This is a genomic window from Paenibacillus agaridevorans (genome assembly GCF_018604145.1).
Lineage (GTDB): Bacteria > Bacillota > Bacilli > Paenibacillales > Paenibacillaceae > Pristimantibacillus > Pristimantibacillus agaridevorans.
The window spans coordinates 6,273,353-6,288,723 of sequence record NZ_CP075889.1 but is presented as its reverse complement, the minus strand read 5'-3'; the positions used below and the strand labels follow the sequence as shown (position 1 = coordinate 6,288,723).

At 55.1% G+C, this 15,371-nt stretch carries 8 protein-coding genes; 5 read left to right on the top strand and 3 right to left on the bottom strand.

The genetic code is table 11. From position 1 onward, the window contains the following. Positions 1-20: 20 nt before the first annotated feature. Positions 21-2,096, top strand: a complete 2,076-nt coding sequence (locus tag KJW29_RS25210) for an ABC transporter ATP-binding protein (RefSeq protein ID WP_214626704.1) — start codon at positions 21-23, stop codon at positions 2,094-2,096. A 156-nt stretch (positions 2,097-2,252) separates the two neighbouring features. On the opposite strand, the gene KJW29_RS25205 is transcribed toward KJW29_RS25210, so the two are convergent. Next, complete coding sequence (locus tag KJW29_RS25205) at positions 2,253-4,505, bottom strand: helix-turn-helix domain-containing protein (RefSeq protein WP_214626703.1); 2,253 nt, start codon at positions 4,503-4,505, stop codon at positions 2,253-2,255. Positions 4,506-4,957: 452 nt separating this feature from the next. On the opposite strand from KJW29_RS25205, the gene KJW29_RS25200 reads away from it, so the two are divergent. From KJW29_RS25200 to KJW29_RS25185, 4 genes are all read left to right on the top strand, one after another. Next, positions 4,958-5,815 carry an ABC transporter permease gene (locus KJW29_RS25200; protein WP_246608894.1) on the top strand — a complete coding sequence of 286 codons (858 nt, stop codon included), beginning with the start codon at positions 4,958-4,960 and terminating at the stop codon, positions 5,813-5,815. Between the two features lie 16 nt (positions 5,816-5,831). Further along, entirely contained in the window at positions 5,832-6,701 is an 870-nt protein-coding gene (locus KJW29_RS25195; RefSeq protein WP_214626701.1) for a carbohydrate ABC transporter permease, read from the top strand. Between the two features lie 88 nt (positions 6,702-6,789). Next, complete coding sequence (locus tag KJW29_RS25190; protein WP_214626700.1) at positions 6,790-8,361, top strand: extracellular solute-binding protein; 1,572 nt, start codon at positions 6,790-6,792, stop codon at positions 8,359-8,361. A gap of 78 nt (positions 8,362-8,439) precedes the next feature. Continuing rightward, the gene (locus KJW29_RS25185; protein WP_214626699.1) at positions 8,440-10,245 is read left to right on the top strand and encodes a glycoside hydrolase family 20 zincin-like fold domain-containing protein; all 1,806 of its coding nucleotides are present in this window, start codon (positions 8,440-8,442) and stop codon (positions 10,243-10,245) included. A 591-nt stretch (positions 10,246-10,836) separates the two neighbouring features. On the opposite strand, the gene KJW29_RS25180 is transcribed toward KJW29_RS25185, so the two are convergent. Together KJW29_RS25180 and KJW29_RS25175 are read right to left on the bottom strand one after the other, a co-directional pair. Next, on the bottom strand, positions 10,837-12,504 hold the full coding sequence (locus tag KJW29_RS25180; RefSeq protein WP_214626698.1) for a carbohydrate-binding family 9-like protein: 1,668 nt from the start codon (positions 12,502-12,504) through the stop codon (positions 10,837-10,839). A 181-nt stretch (positions 12,505-12,685) separates the two neighbouring features. Beyond that, positions 12,686-15,313, bottom strand: a complete 2,628-nt coding sequence (locus KJW29_RS25175; protein WP_214626697.1) for a putative bifunctional diguanylate cyclase/phosphodiesterase — start codon at positions 15,311-15,313, stop codon at positions 12,686-12,688. Between the last annotated feature and the right edge of the window lie 58 nt (positions 15,314-15,371).

Genomic DNA, 15,371 nt, shown 5'->3' with positions numbered 1-15,371 from the left:
GATGGGAGGCGTGAAAAACGATGGGTACACCAACGGGCAAGAGGTTGTTTCAATACGCCATGTTATATAAGAAGCCGATTCTGTTGGCGATGCTGCTGCTTGTACTGGCCGTATGCGCCGAGCTGACGGGACCGCTGATCGCGAAGCGGATGATCGACCAGAACATTCTCGGCATCGAGAAGCCTTGGCACGAGGTGCAGGGCGAGCGGGCTTACGCCGTGGAATATAGGGGCAAGTGGTATGTAAGGGAAGATCGCCTCGAGTCGGACGGCGGAGAAACCGGCGGCGAGTCGCAAGGGCAAGCGGTCGGAGCGGCGGCAGCCGGCAAGGAAGTGCGTGTCCTGCAAGTAGGTCGGAGCTATTATTTCCTGGATGGGGAGCTGACGCAAAACGGCGCCAAGAAAGTAGAAGGCGGCATTATGACCGTTACCGATCCCGATACGGGCGCATCTGCGCAGTTTCCGGTGCAGAAGCTGACAAAGAAGGAGCTCTACGCCTTCTACAAGCCGGAGGTGCCGGGATTGCTTCGGCTCGCCGCGATGTATTTCGGCCTGCTTATTCTGGTTGCGATGTTCGCTTATGGCCAGCGTCTCCTGCTGCAGACGTCCGCGAACCGTATCGTGCGCCAAATGCGCGGCGACGTGTTCGCGCACACGCAGCGTCTGCCGGTGCAATACTATGACAATTTGGCCGCAGGCCAGGTCGTCTCTCGGGTGACGAATGACACGGAAGCCATTCGGGAGTTGTACGTGGGGGTTCTTGCGAACTTTTTCACGGGGGCGATCTACATGGTAGGTATCTTTGGAGCGCTGTTCCTGCTGGATACGCGTCTGGCGCTTATCACGCTGCCGCTCGTCCCGATTCTTGTCGTGTGGATTATCGTCTACCGCAAGTTCGCGGCCAAATATAACCGCATTATCCGGACGAAGCTCAGCGAGATCAACGCGATGATCAACGAGTCCATCCAAGGGATGACGATCATCCAGGCATTCCGGCGTCAGAAGGAGACGACAAAGGAATTCGAGGAGCTGAACAACTACTACTTCAAGTACCAGAACAAGCTGCTCAGCCTCAACTCCATCACTTCCCACAACCTCGTCAACGTCGTAAGGAACGTGCTGTTCCTCATCGTCATCTGGATGTTCTGGGGCGGCACGCTTGGCACTCTGGTCACGGTCGGGGTACTGTACGCTTACGTCGACTATATGAACCGGATGTTCGCGCCGATCGTCGGTATCGTCAACCAGCTGTCCAATCTGGAGACGGCACGCGTCTCGGCGGAGCGCGTGTTCAAGCTGATGGACGAAGAAGGAATCGACGTAACGTTGGGCAAGATGGAGCGGTACAAGGGCGACGTCGAGTTCGACAACGTCACGTTCGCCTACAAGAAGGACGACTATGTGCTAAAGGGCATCTCCTTCCACGCCCGCCAGGGCGAGACGGTGGCGCTGGTCGGTCACACGGGCTCGGGCAAAAGCTCCATCCTGAACCTGTTGTTCCGGTTTTACGATTTGGCTGAGGGGAAGGGTCGCATTATTGTCGATGGCAAGGATGTACGCGACATTCCGAAGCAATTGCTTCGCCAGCATATGGGCATCGTGCTGCAGGATCCGTTCCTGTTTACGGGCACGATCGCTTCGAACGTCAGCCTGGACAATCCGGCCATCAGCCGGGAGCAGATCGTGCAGGCGCTCAAGGACGTCGGCGCGTACGAGATGTTCATGAGTCTTCCGGGGGGGATCGACGCGCCGGTTATCGAGAAGGGGGCGACGCTCTCCGCCGGACAGCGCCAGCTCATCTCCTTCGCGCGGGCGCTGGCCTACGATCCGGCGATTCTCATCCTGGACGAAGCGACGGCAAGCATCGACACGGAGACGGAGGCCATCATTCAGGCAGCGCTGGATGTTCTGAAGAAGGGACGCACGACGTTTGTCATCGCGCACCGGCTGTCGACGATCCGCCAAGCGGATCAAATCCTGGTGCTTGACCGCGGCGTTATCGTAGAACGAGGCAACCATGACGCACTCATGGAGCATCGCGGCAAATATTACGCGATGTATCAGCTGCAGCAGGGCGGGGCGGCTCAGCCGGCTTAGGAAGCGGCTAATATACGTGTACAATTTTATGCCAACGCGCCAAGAAGCGCCCTCGGAATCCGTTGATTCCTGGGGGCGCTTTTTCGCTTTGCTGGCGGCTCATGTTTATTCGATCCATGATCTCTAAAAGCTGATTGCTGATTGCCGGCACGGAGCTCAGATGTTCCGCTTACGGTATTCCCCCGGCGTAATGCCGGAATATCTCTTGAACATGCGGATAAACGAATTGACGTTATGGTATCCGACTTCGGACGCCACATCCTGGATACGCAGCTCCAGATTCAGGAGAAGCTCCTTGGCGCGTCCGATCCGCAGATCGTTCAGGTAATCGCTAAAGTTCGTGCCCGTTTTCTCCTTGAAGTAGCTGGAGAGGTAGCCGGGCGTAATGTTTAGCTTATCGGCTACGAGATCAAGATTGATATCCTCTCGGAGATGACTGTTCAAATAATCCGTAACGAAGCTCGTGATGGGGTCTTTCGTCTCCGTCCTCGCCCGGATGGCGAACATGGCGGGGCGGATAAGCTCGCGGAACCACTGCCTATACTGATCGGCGGAGTAGAACCGGCCGAGGGCATCGTAATCGTGCAGCTTGCCGTCGACAGCGGACTCGGGCACGTTAAGCTTTGCCAGCGCCTTCTCGACCTGCTCCGCCACCCCTCGCGCATAGGACAGGAAGTCCGCTGCGGGGGCATCCTTTTTCGTAAGCTGCTCCAGATGGCGCTCCACCCACTCGAATACGACGTCCTCGCTCCCGGACAGAAGCCGGGACTGCAGTTCCTCGCGCTGCGTGACCTTTAAAGGAAGGGCTCGCGTTCCCGGGGAACGAGGTTCGGCGATGATTTGGGTTTCCCCCGTCAGCCTCTTCTCCTTCAACAACTGCAACAGCTGCTCGTACGCGAGCGTAATCGGCATATCCTCCGGGTAGATCGGGCTGACGGCGATCGTCAGGCAGAGATAGTCTTCGACCTGCAGCAGCTCCTTCAGCAAATTCAGCACGCGGTGGATTTCATGGATGGAGCCCGGTTGGAACAGCAGAGACATCAGCTGGTTGTGCTCGATCTGCAGCGTGACGGGCTCCTCGCCGAGTCCGGCGAACAGTCCGTGGACGAGCTTCCGGAGCAGCTGGATCTCCTGATCGTATTCGGAATCCGTATTCGTAAACCCGATTTCATACAGGACGGCCGCGTAAGGCTCGTTCAGTTGCACCGCGTCCTCGAGCTCGGTAAGGTTCAGGTTCATCGGAATGTTCTTGACTTTGTTCGTATAAGCGTATTGGCGAACCAGCGAATTTTTTTTATCGAGGTCCTCCTGAATCCGTTCGTTGGCGTTCATGATACTGCTCATCCGGTCGCTGATAATCGCGAATTCCTTGACCGAACTGGCGGGCACGGGCATCGTCTGCTTGCGCTCGAGCGTGGCGATAATACGTTTGAGCGGATGGTTCAGCCGAAGGCTGAACAGCGCGGAGCCGAAAACGCTGACGAGCACGGCCGCGGCGAGAAGCGTCACGAGAAGGATGTTCAGCTTCATCATCTCCGACATAATGCTCTCGATCGGCGCGACGCGCACGTAGGTGAAGCCGGTATCCGCGCCTTGCTCATAGAAGTAATAATGCCCTCCGCTTCGTTCGTGGCGCTTGCCCTTCTCGTAGGAAGCGGGACTGCGCACCTCAACGAAAGGATGAGAAGCGTACAGCGTCCGGCCTTCCTCGTCCAGGATGTAGAAGGGCTCTCCCGTGTTCGCATATGCGGTATTGAGCTTGCTAGGATTCATCATGATGATGCAGTACACTTCCTTGTACGGCGCGGCTTTGATAACGACGGGCAGCTGCAGCCCAAGCGAGCGGACATTGTTCATGGACCGTTCCGTAAAAACGGCCGCAGGCAAGATCCGCATGAAATAGTTGTCTGCGGCGAAGGAGCTCCAAAATTCCGGCGGGTAAGCCTCGCTGGCATAATAGCTCCCGAACATATCCTCCATGCTGCTTGTACCCTCCTTCTCGAGGACGTAGCCGCCTTCCTTGAAGTAGAGAATGAAGTTGTCGAAATGAAGGAACGGGTTGCTGTACAGCTCAAAGAGGTCGCTCTTGACCTCGTTGACCTTGTCGTAGCGGCGATTGTTGGATACATCGCTCAAAATGCCGATGTTGGCGGTCCAACGATCGGATTGGGTGAGCGAAAGAATCATATTTTGGGTCAAACGAAAGTGGTTTTCGTAGCTCTCCACCGTCTGCTTGATGCCGAGCTCGTTGTAACGGACGATCTCGTCATAAAGTTTGTTGCGCAAATAAAGGAAGGAGAACGCGTTAAAGGCCGCGAGCACCAAGATGACGCTGAGAAAGCTGATCATCAGCTTGACGAGCAGCGAATTGGATGCAAAACCTTGCTTGAGCTTGATCAATAGGGTCATCGTTAAACGCACCTCCTGGCAACGGCGGACTATGCAGATTTGCGGATCTATCCTCTATTGCATGAATTCCTTGCTGGATTGCCGCGGATGTCGGGCATTGCGACGAAGCGATAAGGGCGGGTACCCGCTTTAATAAGTTCTATCATACTGGTTCTGAGCTTAAGCGGACAATATGCACTTTTCATCATTTATACTCATCTCTGCCGATATTCGATGGAATGGTGATTTCAAGCCTAATGTGAGGATTTATTTCACCTGTCGACGGGAAGTATACTTCAATCACAAGGTCCACGACGCTTGTGTCAGATAGCGTTACATTCATCAAAAGTCGAGGAGGAATGTGTATGGCTCATACGAGTGTTACGTCCGGCATGGAGGAAGCTCTTGTGCTGAACCGGCGTCGGCCGGGCAAGCTGAGGCGGTTGTGGCGGAACAACAAATATTTGTGGTTGATGTTCCTGCCTTGCCTCATTTATTATCTCGTCTTCCGTTACGCGCCGATGTTCGGGCTCGTGATTACGTTCAAAAATTATAATCTGTTCAGGGGCGTATGGGAAAGCGATTGGGTTGGCTTCAAGTATTATCGGATGTTTCTGGAAAATCCAGACTTCCTGCTGCTAATGAAAAACACGTTCCTGCTCGGGATCATGAATCTGGCATTAGGGTTTCCTGCTCCGATCATACTCGCGCTTCTCCTTAACGAGGTGCGGAAGGCGGCGTTCAAGCGGTTCGTGCAGACGGTCAGCTATCTGCCGCACTTCATCTCCAACGTCATCGTCGCGAGCATGGTCATCATGTTTCTGTCGCCGACGGGCGGTCTGATCAATGAATTGATAACGGCGCTTGGCTTCAAGCCGATCAACTTCATGAACGAGCCGGGGATGTTCCGGTGGATCTACGTGCTGTCGGAGATTTGGCAGCATATCGGCTGGGAGACGATTATTTATCTGGCCGCGCTTACCGCCGTTGATCCGCAGCTCTACGAGGCGGCCAGCATCGACGGCGCGAGCCGTATGCGCAAGCTGTGGCACGTCACGCTGCCGGGCATTTCGTTTGCGATCGTTATCACGCTCATCCTGAATATCGGTTCGGTGCTCGAGATCGGCTTCGAGAAGGTATTTCTTCTGCAGAATCCGGCCATCTACGAGACGGCCGACATTATCAGCACTTACGTGTACCGGATCGGCATGGAGCAGGGCAACTTCAGTTATGGCGCCGCGATAGACTTGTTTATGGGCATCATCAGCCTGATCTTCATCTATACGGCCAACTTCGTAAGCCGCCGCGTCAGCGAGACGAGCTTATGGTAGCGAGGGGAGAACGAAAATGAAGCTGGAGCGATTAAGTTTATTTCATGTCGTCAGCACGGCCGTGCTGCTGCTTGTCGTCGTCGTGACGTTATATCCGTTCCTCCACATGCTTGCGGTATCCTTGAGCGGCGACGCGTACGTGATGAGAAACGAAGTAACGATTTTGCCCAAAGGCTTGAATTTCAACATGTACGAGATCGTGCTTGGCGACCCCAAGATGTGGAACGCCATCAAAAACACGGTTGTTTATACGGCGGTTGGCACAACCATCGCGCTGATCGTCACCTCGATGGGCGCCTACTCGCTGTCGCGCACGAATATGGCGTTTCGCAAAGGACTTATGATGCTGATCGTGTTCACGATGTTTTTCGGAGGCGGCATGATCCCGACATTTCTCGTCGTTCGTTCGCTGGGCTTCGTCGATACGTTGTGGGGCATGGTTATTCCGGGAGCCGTCAGCACCTGGAACCTGATTTTGATGCGGACCTTCTTCTCCGGCATTCCCAAGGAACTGGAGGAGTCCGGCCGCATGGACGGCCTTAATGACATAGGCATCTTCCTGCGCATTATTGTTCCGTTGTCCAAGGCTTCCTTCGCTACAATCGCCCTTTTCTACGCGGTGGGCTTGTGGAATAATTTCATCTACCCGCTCCTGTATTTGCGTACGCCGGATCTTTTCCCTCTGCAGGTGCTCCTGCGGAACCTGGTCCTGGCCGGCAGCGTCAGCTCGGGAGACGTAACCCGAATTGGAGGTGATAATCAAATCGTTGAGGAATCGTTAAAGTACGCGACCATTATGGTTTCGACGCTTCCGATTCTCATCGTGTATCCTTTTATTCAGAAGTATTTCGTCAAGGGGGCCATGATCGGGGCGGTCAAAGGCTGACGTTCCTTTGCTCCGGCTGGCAAGGCGCGGGGGAACCCGCGCTTGGCATTCGCAATCTATCAACCATAATTTAAGGGGAGTTGGTACTATGAAAAAATCGTTAGCTCTCGTTCTATCCGCATTTTTAGCGGCTTCGTCGCTCGTCGCATGCTCGAGCAACGGCAGCAATAACGGCAAAGGCGCTACGGGAGGCAACGCAAGCTCACAACCGTCCGCTACGGCAGACGGGGGGCAGTCCGCGCCGGTTGACAAGACATTTACCGCGCTGCTCGACAACAACGCAACGTTCCCGTATTCGGAAGATTGGCCGATCTGGAAGTGGCTCAAGGAGAAAACCGGAGTGACGCTCAACGTGCAGACGCCTTCCGGCAAACTGGGCGAATCGCTAAACCTCGTAGTTGCATCCAAGACAATGCCCGACTTGATGTATATGCCGAACCGCCGCGAGTCCAATAAATTCGGGCAGGACGGAGCGCTCGTGGACATTATGCAATATGTCGACGGGATGCCGAATCTAAAGAAATGGATTGAGCAATATCCGGAGGAAGCAAAAGCCGCTTTATCCCACGACGGAAAGATGTACATGTTCCCGAACCAAGGATTCGGCGAAACGAATCGCATGATCTGGCTGTATCGCGAGGATGTATTCGCGAAGGAAGGCTTGGCGGCTCCGAAGACATACGACGAGCTCTACGAGTCGCTTAAGACGCTGAAAGCCAAGTACCCGGACAGCTACCCGTTGTCGATCCGCTACGGCCAAATCCCGGATGAGATGAATACGAATATGACGGTTAACTTCGAGACGGGCGAAGGCGCGTACTTCGATTTCGATGCCAAGGAGTGGCGTTACGGTCCGGTAGAGGACAACTACAAAGCAATGGTTGGCATGTGGAAAAAGTTCTATGACGAGGGACTCATTCCGCCGGACTTCCTCTCTCTGCAGACGAAGCAGTGGCAGGACATGATGTCGACCGGCCAAGCGTTCGTGACGATCGACTACATCAGCCGCGTTGACTTCTTTAACAATGCCATGCAGAAGGAGAATCCGGAGTTCAACATGCAATTTATGGCGCCGCCGGCAGGATTGCCGGGAGGCAAGCAGCAGAATCCGTACTTCCACTACATGGAGGGCGGCCTGACAGTAGCGTCGACATCAAAAAATATCGAGAGCGTCATGCAGTACATGGACTTCTTCTATTCCGAGGAAGGACGTACGCTCACGAGCTGGGGCGTCGAGGGTGAAACGTTCGATAAGGAAGGCGGAGCGAACAAGTTCAAGCCGGAATTTACGGACGTTACCGAAATGCGCAAGGCGACAGGGCTGCAGACGAGCGGAACGTATACGTGGATCGATTACGATGCGCATCTGTCGTTGTTCTCGGAGGATCTGCAGAAGGCCTATACGGAAGCGGCCAAATACGACCTTCCGGCGATGCAGCCCCGCCCGGCCTTTACGGAGAGCGAAAACGAAATTATCTCGCTGACGGGACAGGCGATCAAGAAGCACCGCGATGAGAGTCTCGCTAAGTTTATTACGGGTTCCAGAAGCCTGGAAGAGTGGGATAAGTATGTGGAGGAGATTAAGAACCTCGGCGTCGACAAGCTGCTGGAGACTTATCGAATCGCTTACGATCGCGTCCAAGGCGTGGAGCTGAAATAAGGTGAACGACGCCGGCCCTGTCGTGTAGACGGATTGCGCCAAGGCCGGCATAGAAGGCTGCAATGGAGGAGACCTGGCATGATATCGTTACTACCTCAAGTGAAAAGATTGGAATACAAAGGGGAGGCGGGTTTTTCATGCGAGGGCCCGCTCCTCGTCGAGCTGTCGATGGAGCAGGAAGACCTTCGCCTGGAGAGGCATTGCCGACGCTTGCTGCCCGGCGCGGCTGTTACAGTAGAAACGGGGGCTCCGGGCTATAGGATCCGGATCTCCCGCGCAGGAGGGGAGACGCCCTGCGCCTTGGATACCGACAAGGAGGAAGGGGCGGCATCCGAGAGAAAAGAGGGCTACTCCCTGCGCATAGGCGTTGACGGCGCCATTATCCGGGCTGCGGATGCTCCCCATTTGTATTACGGGCTTCAGACATTCCGCCAGATGATGGAGCAGGGCAATCCCGTTCCTTCCGCGCTCATCGAGGATTGGCCGGTCACGGCGATCCGTTGCATGAATTATGATCTGAGGCAGACGTATTCCAAGCCGGAGCGTCTCGTCTCCTATTTAGCGGAATTCGCCCGCTTTAAGATCAACGCGGTTTTGATCGAATATGAAGATAAATTCCCGTTCGAGACCTATTCGCATTTGGTGCATCCGAAACACGCATTAAGCAGAACCTGGTTCGAGGAGTTGAAGCGGGAGGCGGAGGAGCATTATATCGAGATTATTCCGCTGCAGCAGTGCTTCGGCCATCTCGAATACGTGCTGCGCCACGACCGCTATAAGCATCTGCGCGAAACGGAGCAATCGATTGGGGAGCTGTGCCCGTCCCGAGAGGAAGCGTACGAACTGGTGACGGGTCTGCTCGGGGAGATGATGGATCGTCATCCGGATTCCCGCTATATTCATCTCGGTTGCGACGAGGTGTACAGCCTATGCGAATGCGAGACCTGCCTGGAGCGTTTCGAAGGCGTGCGCGAGCGGGCGTTCATCGCTTTCCTGAACAGGCTGATCGCGTTCGCGGCGGACCGCGGCCGCATTCCGATCTTCTGGCACGACATGCTGGCCAAGTGTCCCGAAGAAGAACTGTGGAAGCTGGACCGTCGCGGCGTTGCGATGATCTGGATCTACAACGGCCGCAACATCGAGGCGGAAGTCTCTGCGATCGCCGATAAGTTCCGCAAGCTGGGCGTCGGGGTTATGGGCGCGCCGGCCGTCCGCAGCTTCGATTGGGCGGAGCACCAGAATTACCCCGTGATCGGAAATCGGACCGATAATCTGCTGCAATGGGCCGGGACGGCGGAAAAGCTCGACTTCGATTGCGTGGTCGCGACCAACTGGACCGGGCCGTTCAGCCTTGGGGTGCCGTACGGCGTGTTCGAGACGACGTGGTACCCCATGCTGCTGCATGCCGATTTGTTCTGGAACGGAAGCGGCGGCGTTTCTGAGACGTTTATCGATCGGTTCCTCCATGTTTTCCACGGCATCGAACCTTCCACCGGTCATGCGAAGCTGGGCAACTACAGGCTTGAGGACTATTACGATTTGATCCCGAAGCTGCTTGACGAAGTACGGCTGAACCGGGACTTCGCGGAGCTGATCGCGGTCATGCGCGATTACGAGACGGCGACGGATCGGTCGCGGGCGATTCACAAATACGTCTACCGCTGGGAGCTATTTCCCGGCGACGCAGCCGAACGGCGCTCGCTGCTGAACAATTATCAGCGCAACAGGCGGGACCGCGAGGATGTCAGGCCGAGAATGCAGGCCGCGCTGGAGCGTTACCAGCCAGCGGATATGGCCGCGCATTTCGTATTGTCGCGATTTTACCTGCACGATTACCTGGAACGTACAATCTATCGGGAGATAGGCATGAATATGGAGGATTAACGGAGTCAATTGCAAAAAGAGCGCCCAATGTCGCCACGAGCGGCTCTGTAACCCGACTTTTTCGGGTTATAGCCCTCAAAGTCGCTCCATGCGGCTCTGTAACCCGATTTTTTCGGGTTATAGCCCACAAAGTCGCTCCGTGAGGCTCTGTAACCCGATTTTTTCGGGTTATAGCCCTCAAAGTCGCCCCGTGCTGCTCTGTAACCCGATTTTTTCGGGTTACAGCTCGCAAAGTCGCTCCGTGCGGCCCTGTAACCCGACTTTTTCGGGCTGCAGCTAACGGCTCCCGCAAAAGAAAAAAACGGGGCTGTCCAAAAAGTTCTTGAATGATAGAGGCACGTTCCAGTTTATACGCGAAAGGACCTCGAATTCCCCTGTAAAGTCGGGAACGAGGTCCTTTTTCTTGAAAAAAACAAACTTCACAAGAGCTCGAAAATCACAAATCGGCTTTTGGGACAGCCCCCTTATTGTGCTGCTTGCAAGGATTGGCATAGGTTGGCCCAAGCGAGAAGGATGCCACGCAATCTAGCATAACTGCTCATAACTGCTCCGCTCCGAAGCTGAAGCCGAGGCCGAGGCCGGTGTATGCCTTTAACCCAATAGGAGCCAGCCAAAGTCCTCGCTGCGATGGAAATCGGGCGTATCCGAACGGACGCGGGACCAGCTGCCGTAATGGGGCTGTGCGGTTTCGTCGCCGCACTTATAGAAGTTGCCGCGCATCCTCGCCCCGGAAACAGGCCGGAAGCTCGGGACCAAGCTTGTAAGCCAGGACATGGGCAAGCGCATACTGACGCTCCAATACCACTCGCCCGTAATCGGGTCGCGGAGGTTCGTCTCCGCGCGGATATGCAGGGGCGGCACCTCGTCAGGGGCCAGATAGACACGGTCATGCCGATCCTTGCCGAAGCCGGCCAGTATCGTTCCCGCGGCGTTTAACTCCAGGTTCAAGAAACGATCGTCCGTATCGGGAGACGGCTGCAAGAAAAATTCCAGGCAGCTGTCCGTGTAGACCGGATCGTTCTGGCTTCTATAGCGCACGAGCGGATCACGCTCGTAAGCGCGCAGGCAGATCTGCAACTCGTCCTCCGTGTAGGACACGCTGGCGCGAGCCTTTGGTCCATGTTGATCGGGCAGCCAGTGGTAGTGCAGTATAGCGAGCTCTCCGCCATCACGGGCATCCGACCAGGCGCCGTGAATCGACAGACGAGCAGGAGGGATGTTCGCGAACGCTTCCGCTCCCGATATCGGCGTCCTTGCGGCAGTATTCCCAATACGCTCCTCTTGTCCGCTCCGATGGGAGCGGTATATACCCTCAAGCACCTCAACGATGTGCGCAGCCTCCTCCACCGTGCAGGAGAGGGAAGCGCCTGTTTCGATAGCGGACAGCAAATCCTCCAGCTGAAGGATAAACGGCTCGGAATCCGAAGGCGTGTCCAAAAGCTCGTAGACGCCTCCATTACTTTTGTAAAGGGCTTGTCCCGTCTCCAGCCGCAACGAACCGTTTGTGAACAGCAGCTCCGTATAGTTGGCGGAGGCTCCCTTGTATCCGGACTGTACGACTGTGGCCGTTACGCCGTTCTGAAGCCGCAGGTACGCCATGACGCTTCCTTCCACGTCGCCCCGATTACCATGGTAGGTCATGTTGGCCGTGACCGAGGCAACGGGACTGTCCGCCAGCCAGACGAGCTTGTCTACGGAGTGCGAACCGAGATTAAACGCCACGCCGCCTCCCGACAAGGATTTGCGGAGAAACCAGTCCGGCCGGCTCTCGGCGAAATAATCGGCATGTCTCACGTCGTGCACCATGAACAGCTGTCCCAGACCGCCTTCCCGAATCAAGCGGCGGGCATGGAGGTTATGGGCCAAGTAACGCTGAGTATGCCCAACCAGGATCGTAACGCCGCTTAGCCGGGCCTGCTCCATAATTCTGCTGCATTCCTCGGGATTCAGCGCCATTGGTTTCTCCAGGAGAACGTGGCAGCCCGCCTGCGCGGCGAAGCAAGCCGCTTCCGCATGCAAATAATGCGGCAGAGTTATAATGACGATGTCCGGCCGCTCGTTTCTGATCATTTCTTTGTAATCCGCGTAATGCTTGAGTAAGGAACCGTAATGCTCCGACGCGGCCTGCAAGCGGCCTTTGTCCAAGTCCGCAGCGGCAACGGCTTCGACCCTGCCGCCCGATTCGTTCATATGCTTTAACGCTTCCAAGTGTCTTTCCGCAATTCCTCCGCATCCTGCAAGTGCTACCCGATATGTCATCGTATCGTACTCCCCCAGTACCTGTTTCTGCTTCAATGCCAATAGTGTATCATGGCGGAGCGTCCCTGCCCATCGGCTATTTTAGTGATTTATATGCCGGTTTTGAGGGAAATGACAGCCGGGCATCGACTGCCCGGCTGTCATTTAGCAGCGCTCCATGCGAGCGCATGGTTGACCCCATCTACATCAACAGTTCCTTCAGTTGCTCCGCGGGAAGCGGGCGGCTGAACAAATACCCTTGCAGCTCGTCGCAGCGAAGGTCCTTGCAGAATTGCGACTCGTCTGCCGTCTCGACGCCTTCCGCGACGACTTTCATGTTCATGCTGTGCACGAGATCGATAATCGCTTTGACGATGGAGGACTTCTTTTCGTCGCTTGTAATGCCGCGTATGAACGAACGGTCCAGCTTAACGTCGGAGATCGGCAGACGCTGGAGCTGGTTCAGCGAGGAGTAACCCGTGCCGAAGTCGTCAATGGAGATCTGGATCCCCCGCCCGCGCAAATACAAAATCGTCTCGATGACCTGCTCCATATTTCGCATGAATACGCCTTCCGTAATTTCCAGGCTGACATAATGCGGATCCAGTCCTGTATCCGCAAGGCCGCGCTCCACCATTTCTTTGAGGTTGCCCTGAAAGAAGTGGCGCGCGGAAATATTAACCGATACGCTGATCTTCTTAAGCCCCGCATCCTGCCATTCTTTGTTCTGCCGGCATGCCTCCAAGAATACCCAGTTGTCGATCTCAAGGATAAAGCCGGATTCCTCCGCAAGCGGAATAAATTTGTCGGGAGGAACCATGCCAAGCTCCGGATGGCTCCAACGGATGAGCGCTTCGATGCCGCATAGCTCGCCGGTTGCCGCGTTTATCTTTGGCTGGTAGTGGAGAGAGAACTGCTCCTCCTTGAGCGCCTTGTACAATCCGTTGTCGATCTGCATTTTCTCTTCGACTAGCGGCGCGAGACTTGGCTTAAAGAATCGGTAATAGCCGTTGCCCTCTTCTTTGGCATGGTACATGGCAATATCCGCGTTGCGGATTACGGTGTCCATATCGGCGCCGTCCTCGGGATACTTGCTGATGCCGACGCTGATCTTTACGAACAGCGGTTTCCCTTCAATAACAAACGGTTCGTCGAAGGAGCTGCAGATGGCGCGGGCCCCTTGCTCAAGCTCGGCTTCGTGCTTGTAGGCGTAGATAAACACGAATTCATCGCCGCCGAGGCGGAAGACGTCGCATTTTTTGCCGGGGTAATTCATAAATCGATGCGCCACAAGCTTTAGCAGCTCGTCGCCGGCAGAATGGCCGAGCGTATCGTTGATTTGCTTGAATCGGTTAATATCGGCGAAAAACACTCCGATCCGAAGGCCGCTGCCGGTCGCGTGTTCGAGATCGATTAATTCCTGCAGGTGCTTAGTGAAATGCAAGCGGTTCGGCAGTCCCGTCAATACATCGTAGTAGGCGAGCTGATGGAGCCGCTCTTCGGATTGCTGCAGCAGCTCCGCCTGCGCCTGCAGCCGCTCGTTGTTCATTTGCGTCTCGGTGAACAAGTGGCGCAGGTTGCTCGCCATATGCTTGAAGTTCGAAATGAGCGAATGGATCTCCAAAATGTTGCTGCGAGGCCAGTCGGGCTCATGATGCTCCTTCAGCTTAAGCGGCAGATTCGTAGTCGCCCCGGCAAGTCGCTGCAGGCTCCCGGAGATTGAGCGTTGGATGAACAGAGAGAACAGGGCGGCGGCGAGGCCGGCTATGGCCAGAAATAGAAGATGAGCCTCATATTTGTCATACAAATAGTTCTGGTAGCTGCTAAGCTGCACTTCGATCAGGATACGGCCGGAGCCATCAAGCAGCGCTTCTTCGTAAAGAAAGTGCTCATCGCCCCATGTCGTCGCGACCAGGCTGTGGGTTCGGGGAGTATGCTCGGAAAATTTAAGCTTGTCCGAGATTCGCACATAGGTGCGGTTACTCTCGGGTATTCGGCTTTTTCCGAGCAGCGAATGGACGTTGGAAGCGATAACGGTCCCTTTGCTATCGACCAGACTGATAGTGAAGAAGCTTGACGAATAGCGGTCCATGGCGGCTTGCAACTGCTCCGTACGCTGTTCGATCCAAGGGATATCGGAAGAAGCGTGTTCCCATTCCTTCGAGAGCGCGTAGATGGTTTGTTTGGCCCGAACCTGCACGTTCATGCCGACTTCCTTGAAGGAACTGACAGTGTTGACCATCATATTGAGCAGGAAAGAGATCATCACGATGCCAAACGCAAAGTGGAGAAGGATCTGGCTGAACGTGCTTGGCTTGCGGCCGGAATCGAGAAATCCGAGAAGTCGATGCTTGGGCGAATATTGATGAATAATCTCGGCGAACAGAGCGTTGAACAGTCCATTAATCACGACAATACCAACGAATAGGCGAATATTATCAAAGCCCCCGGCATATTCATGCGCGTAGAAAGCATAGGTTAGCGGGATGCCAAGAATAAACCAATAAACGGCATCCATTGCGAATAATCGTCCCGGATAACGCCGCAGCAGGAGGCCGACAATGACAACCTCGAGGATGCCTAGAAGGTTGATGAAGGGTTGTCCCAGCCAAATAGAGCCGATGCCGTAAGCGATAGCGGCGACGAATATGCCTCTCCCCAGGCCGAACATGCGCAAGGAAAGCAGGGTGAACAGACTGGTGAATGTGAAGATAATGCCATATATGAATTGAAATTTGCCCCATTCGCTCAAAATGGCTAGTGCCGTTATTAGGCAAAGCAACGGAATGTACAGCCCTTGTCCGGGATGATTAGATGAGGGATTAGTCACTTGCGGCCTCCGATGCGGGTTAATGTTTAATGTAGAGTTATCCGCTAATTTCACCTAT

Coding starts and splice junctions, on each gene's coding strand:
- KJW29_RS25200 (WP_246608894.1), top strand. CDS start 4,958: ATGTTCCTGCCTTGCCTCATTTATTATCTCGTCTTCCGTTACGCGCCG.
- KJW29_RS25210 (WP_214626704.1), top strand. CDS start 21: ATGGGTACACCAACGGGCAAGAGGTTGTTTCAATACGCCATGTTATAT.
- KJW29_RS25180 (WP_214626698.1), bottom strand. CDS start 12,504: ATGACATATCGGGTAGCACTTGCAGGATGCGGAGGAATTGCGGAAAGA.
- KJW29_RS25205 (WP_214626703.1), bottom strand. CDS start 4,505: ATGACCCTATTGATCAAGCTCAAGCAAGGTTTTGCATCCAATTCGCTG.
- KJW29_RS25190 (WP_214626700.1), top strand. CDS start 6,790: ATGAAAAAATCGTTAGCTCTCGTTCTATCCGCATTTTTAGCGGCTTCG.
- KJW29_RS25185 (WP_214626699.1), top strand. CDS start 8,440: ATGATATCGTTACTACCTCAAGTGAAAAGATTGGAATACAAAGGGGAG.
- KJW29_RS25195 (WP_214626701.1), top strand. CDS start 5,832: ATGAAGCTGGAGCGATTAAGTTTATTTCATGTCGTCAGCACGGCCGTG.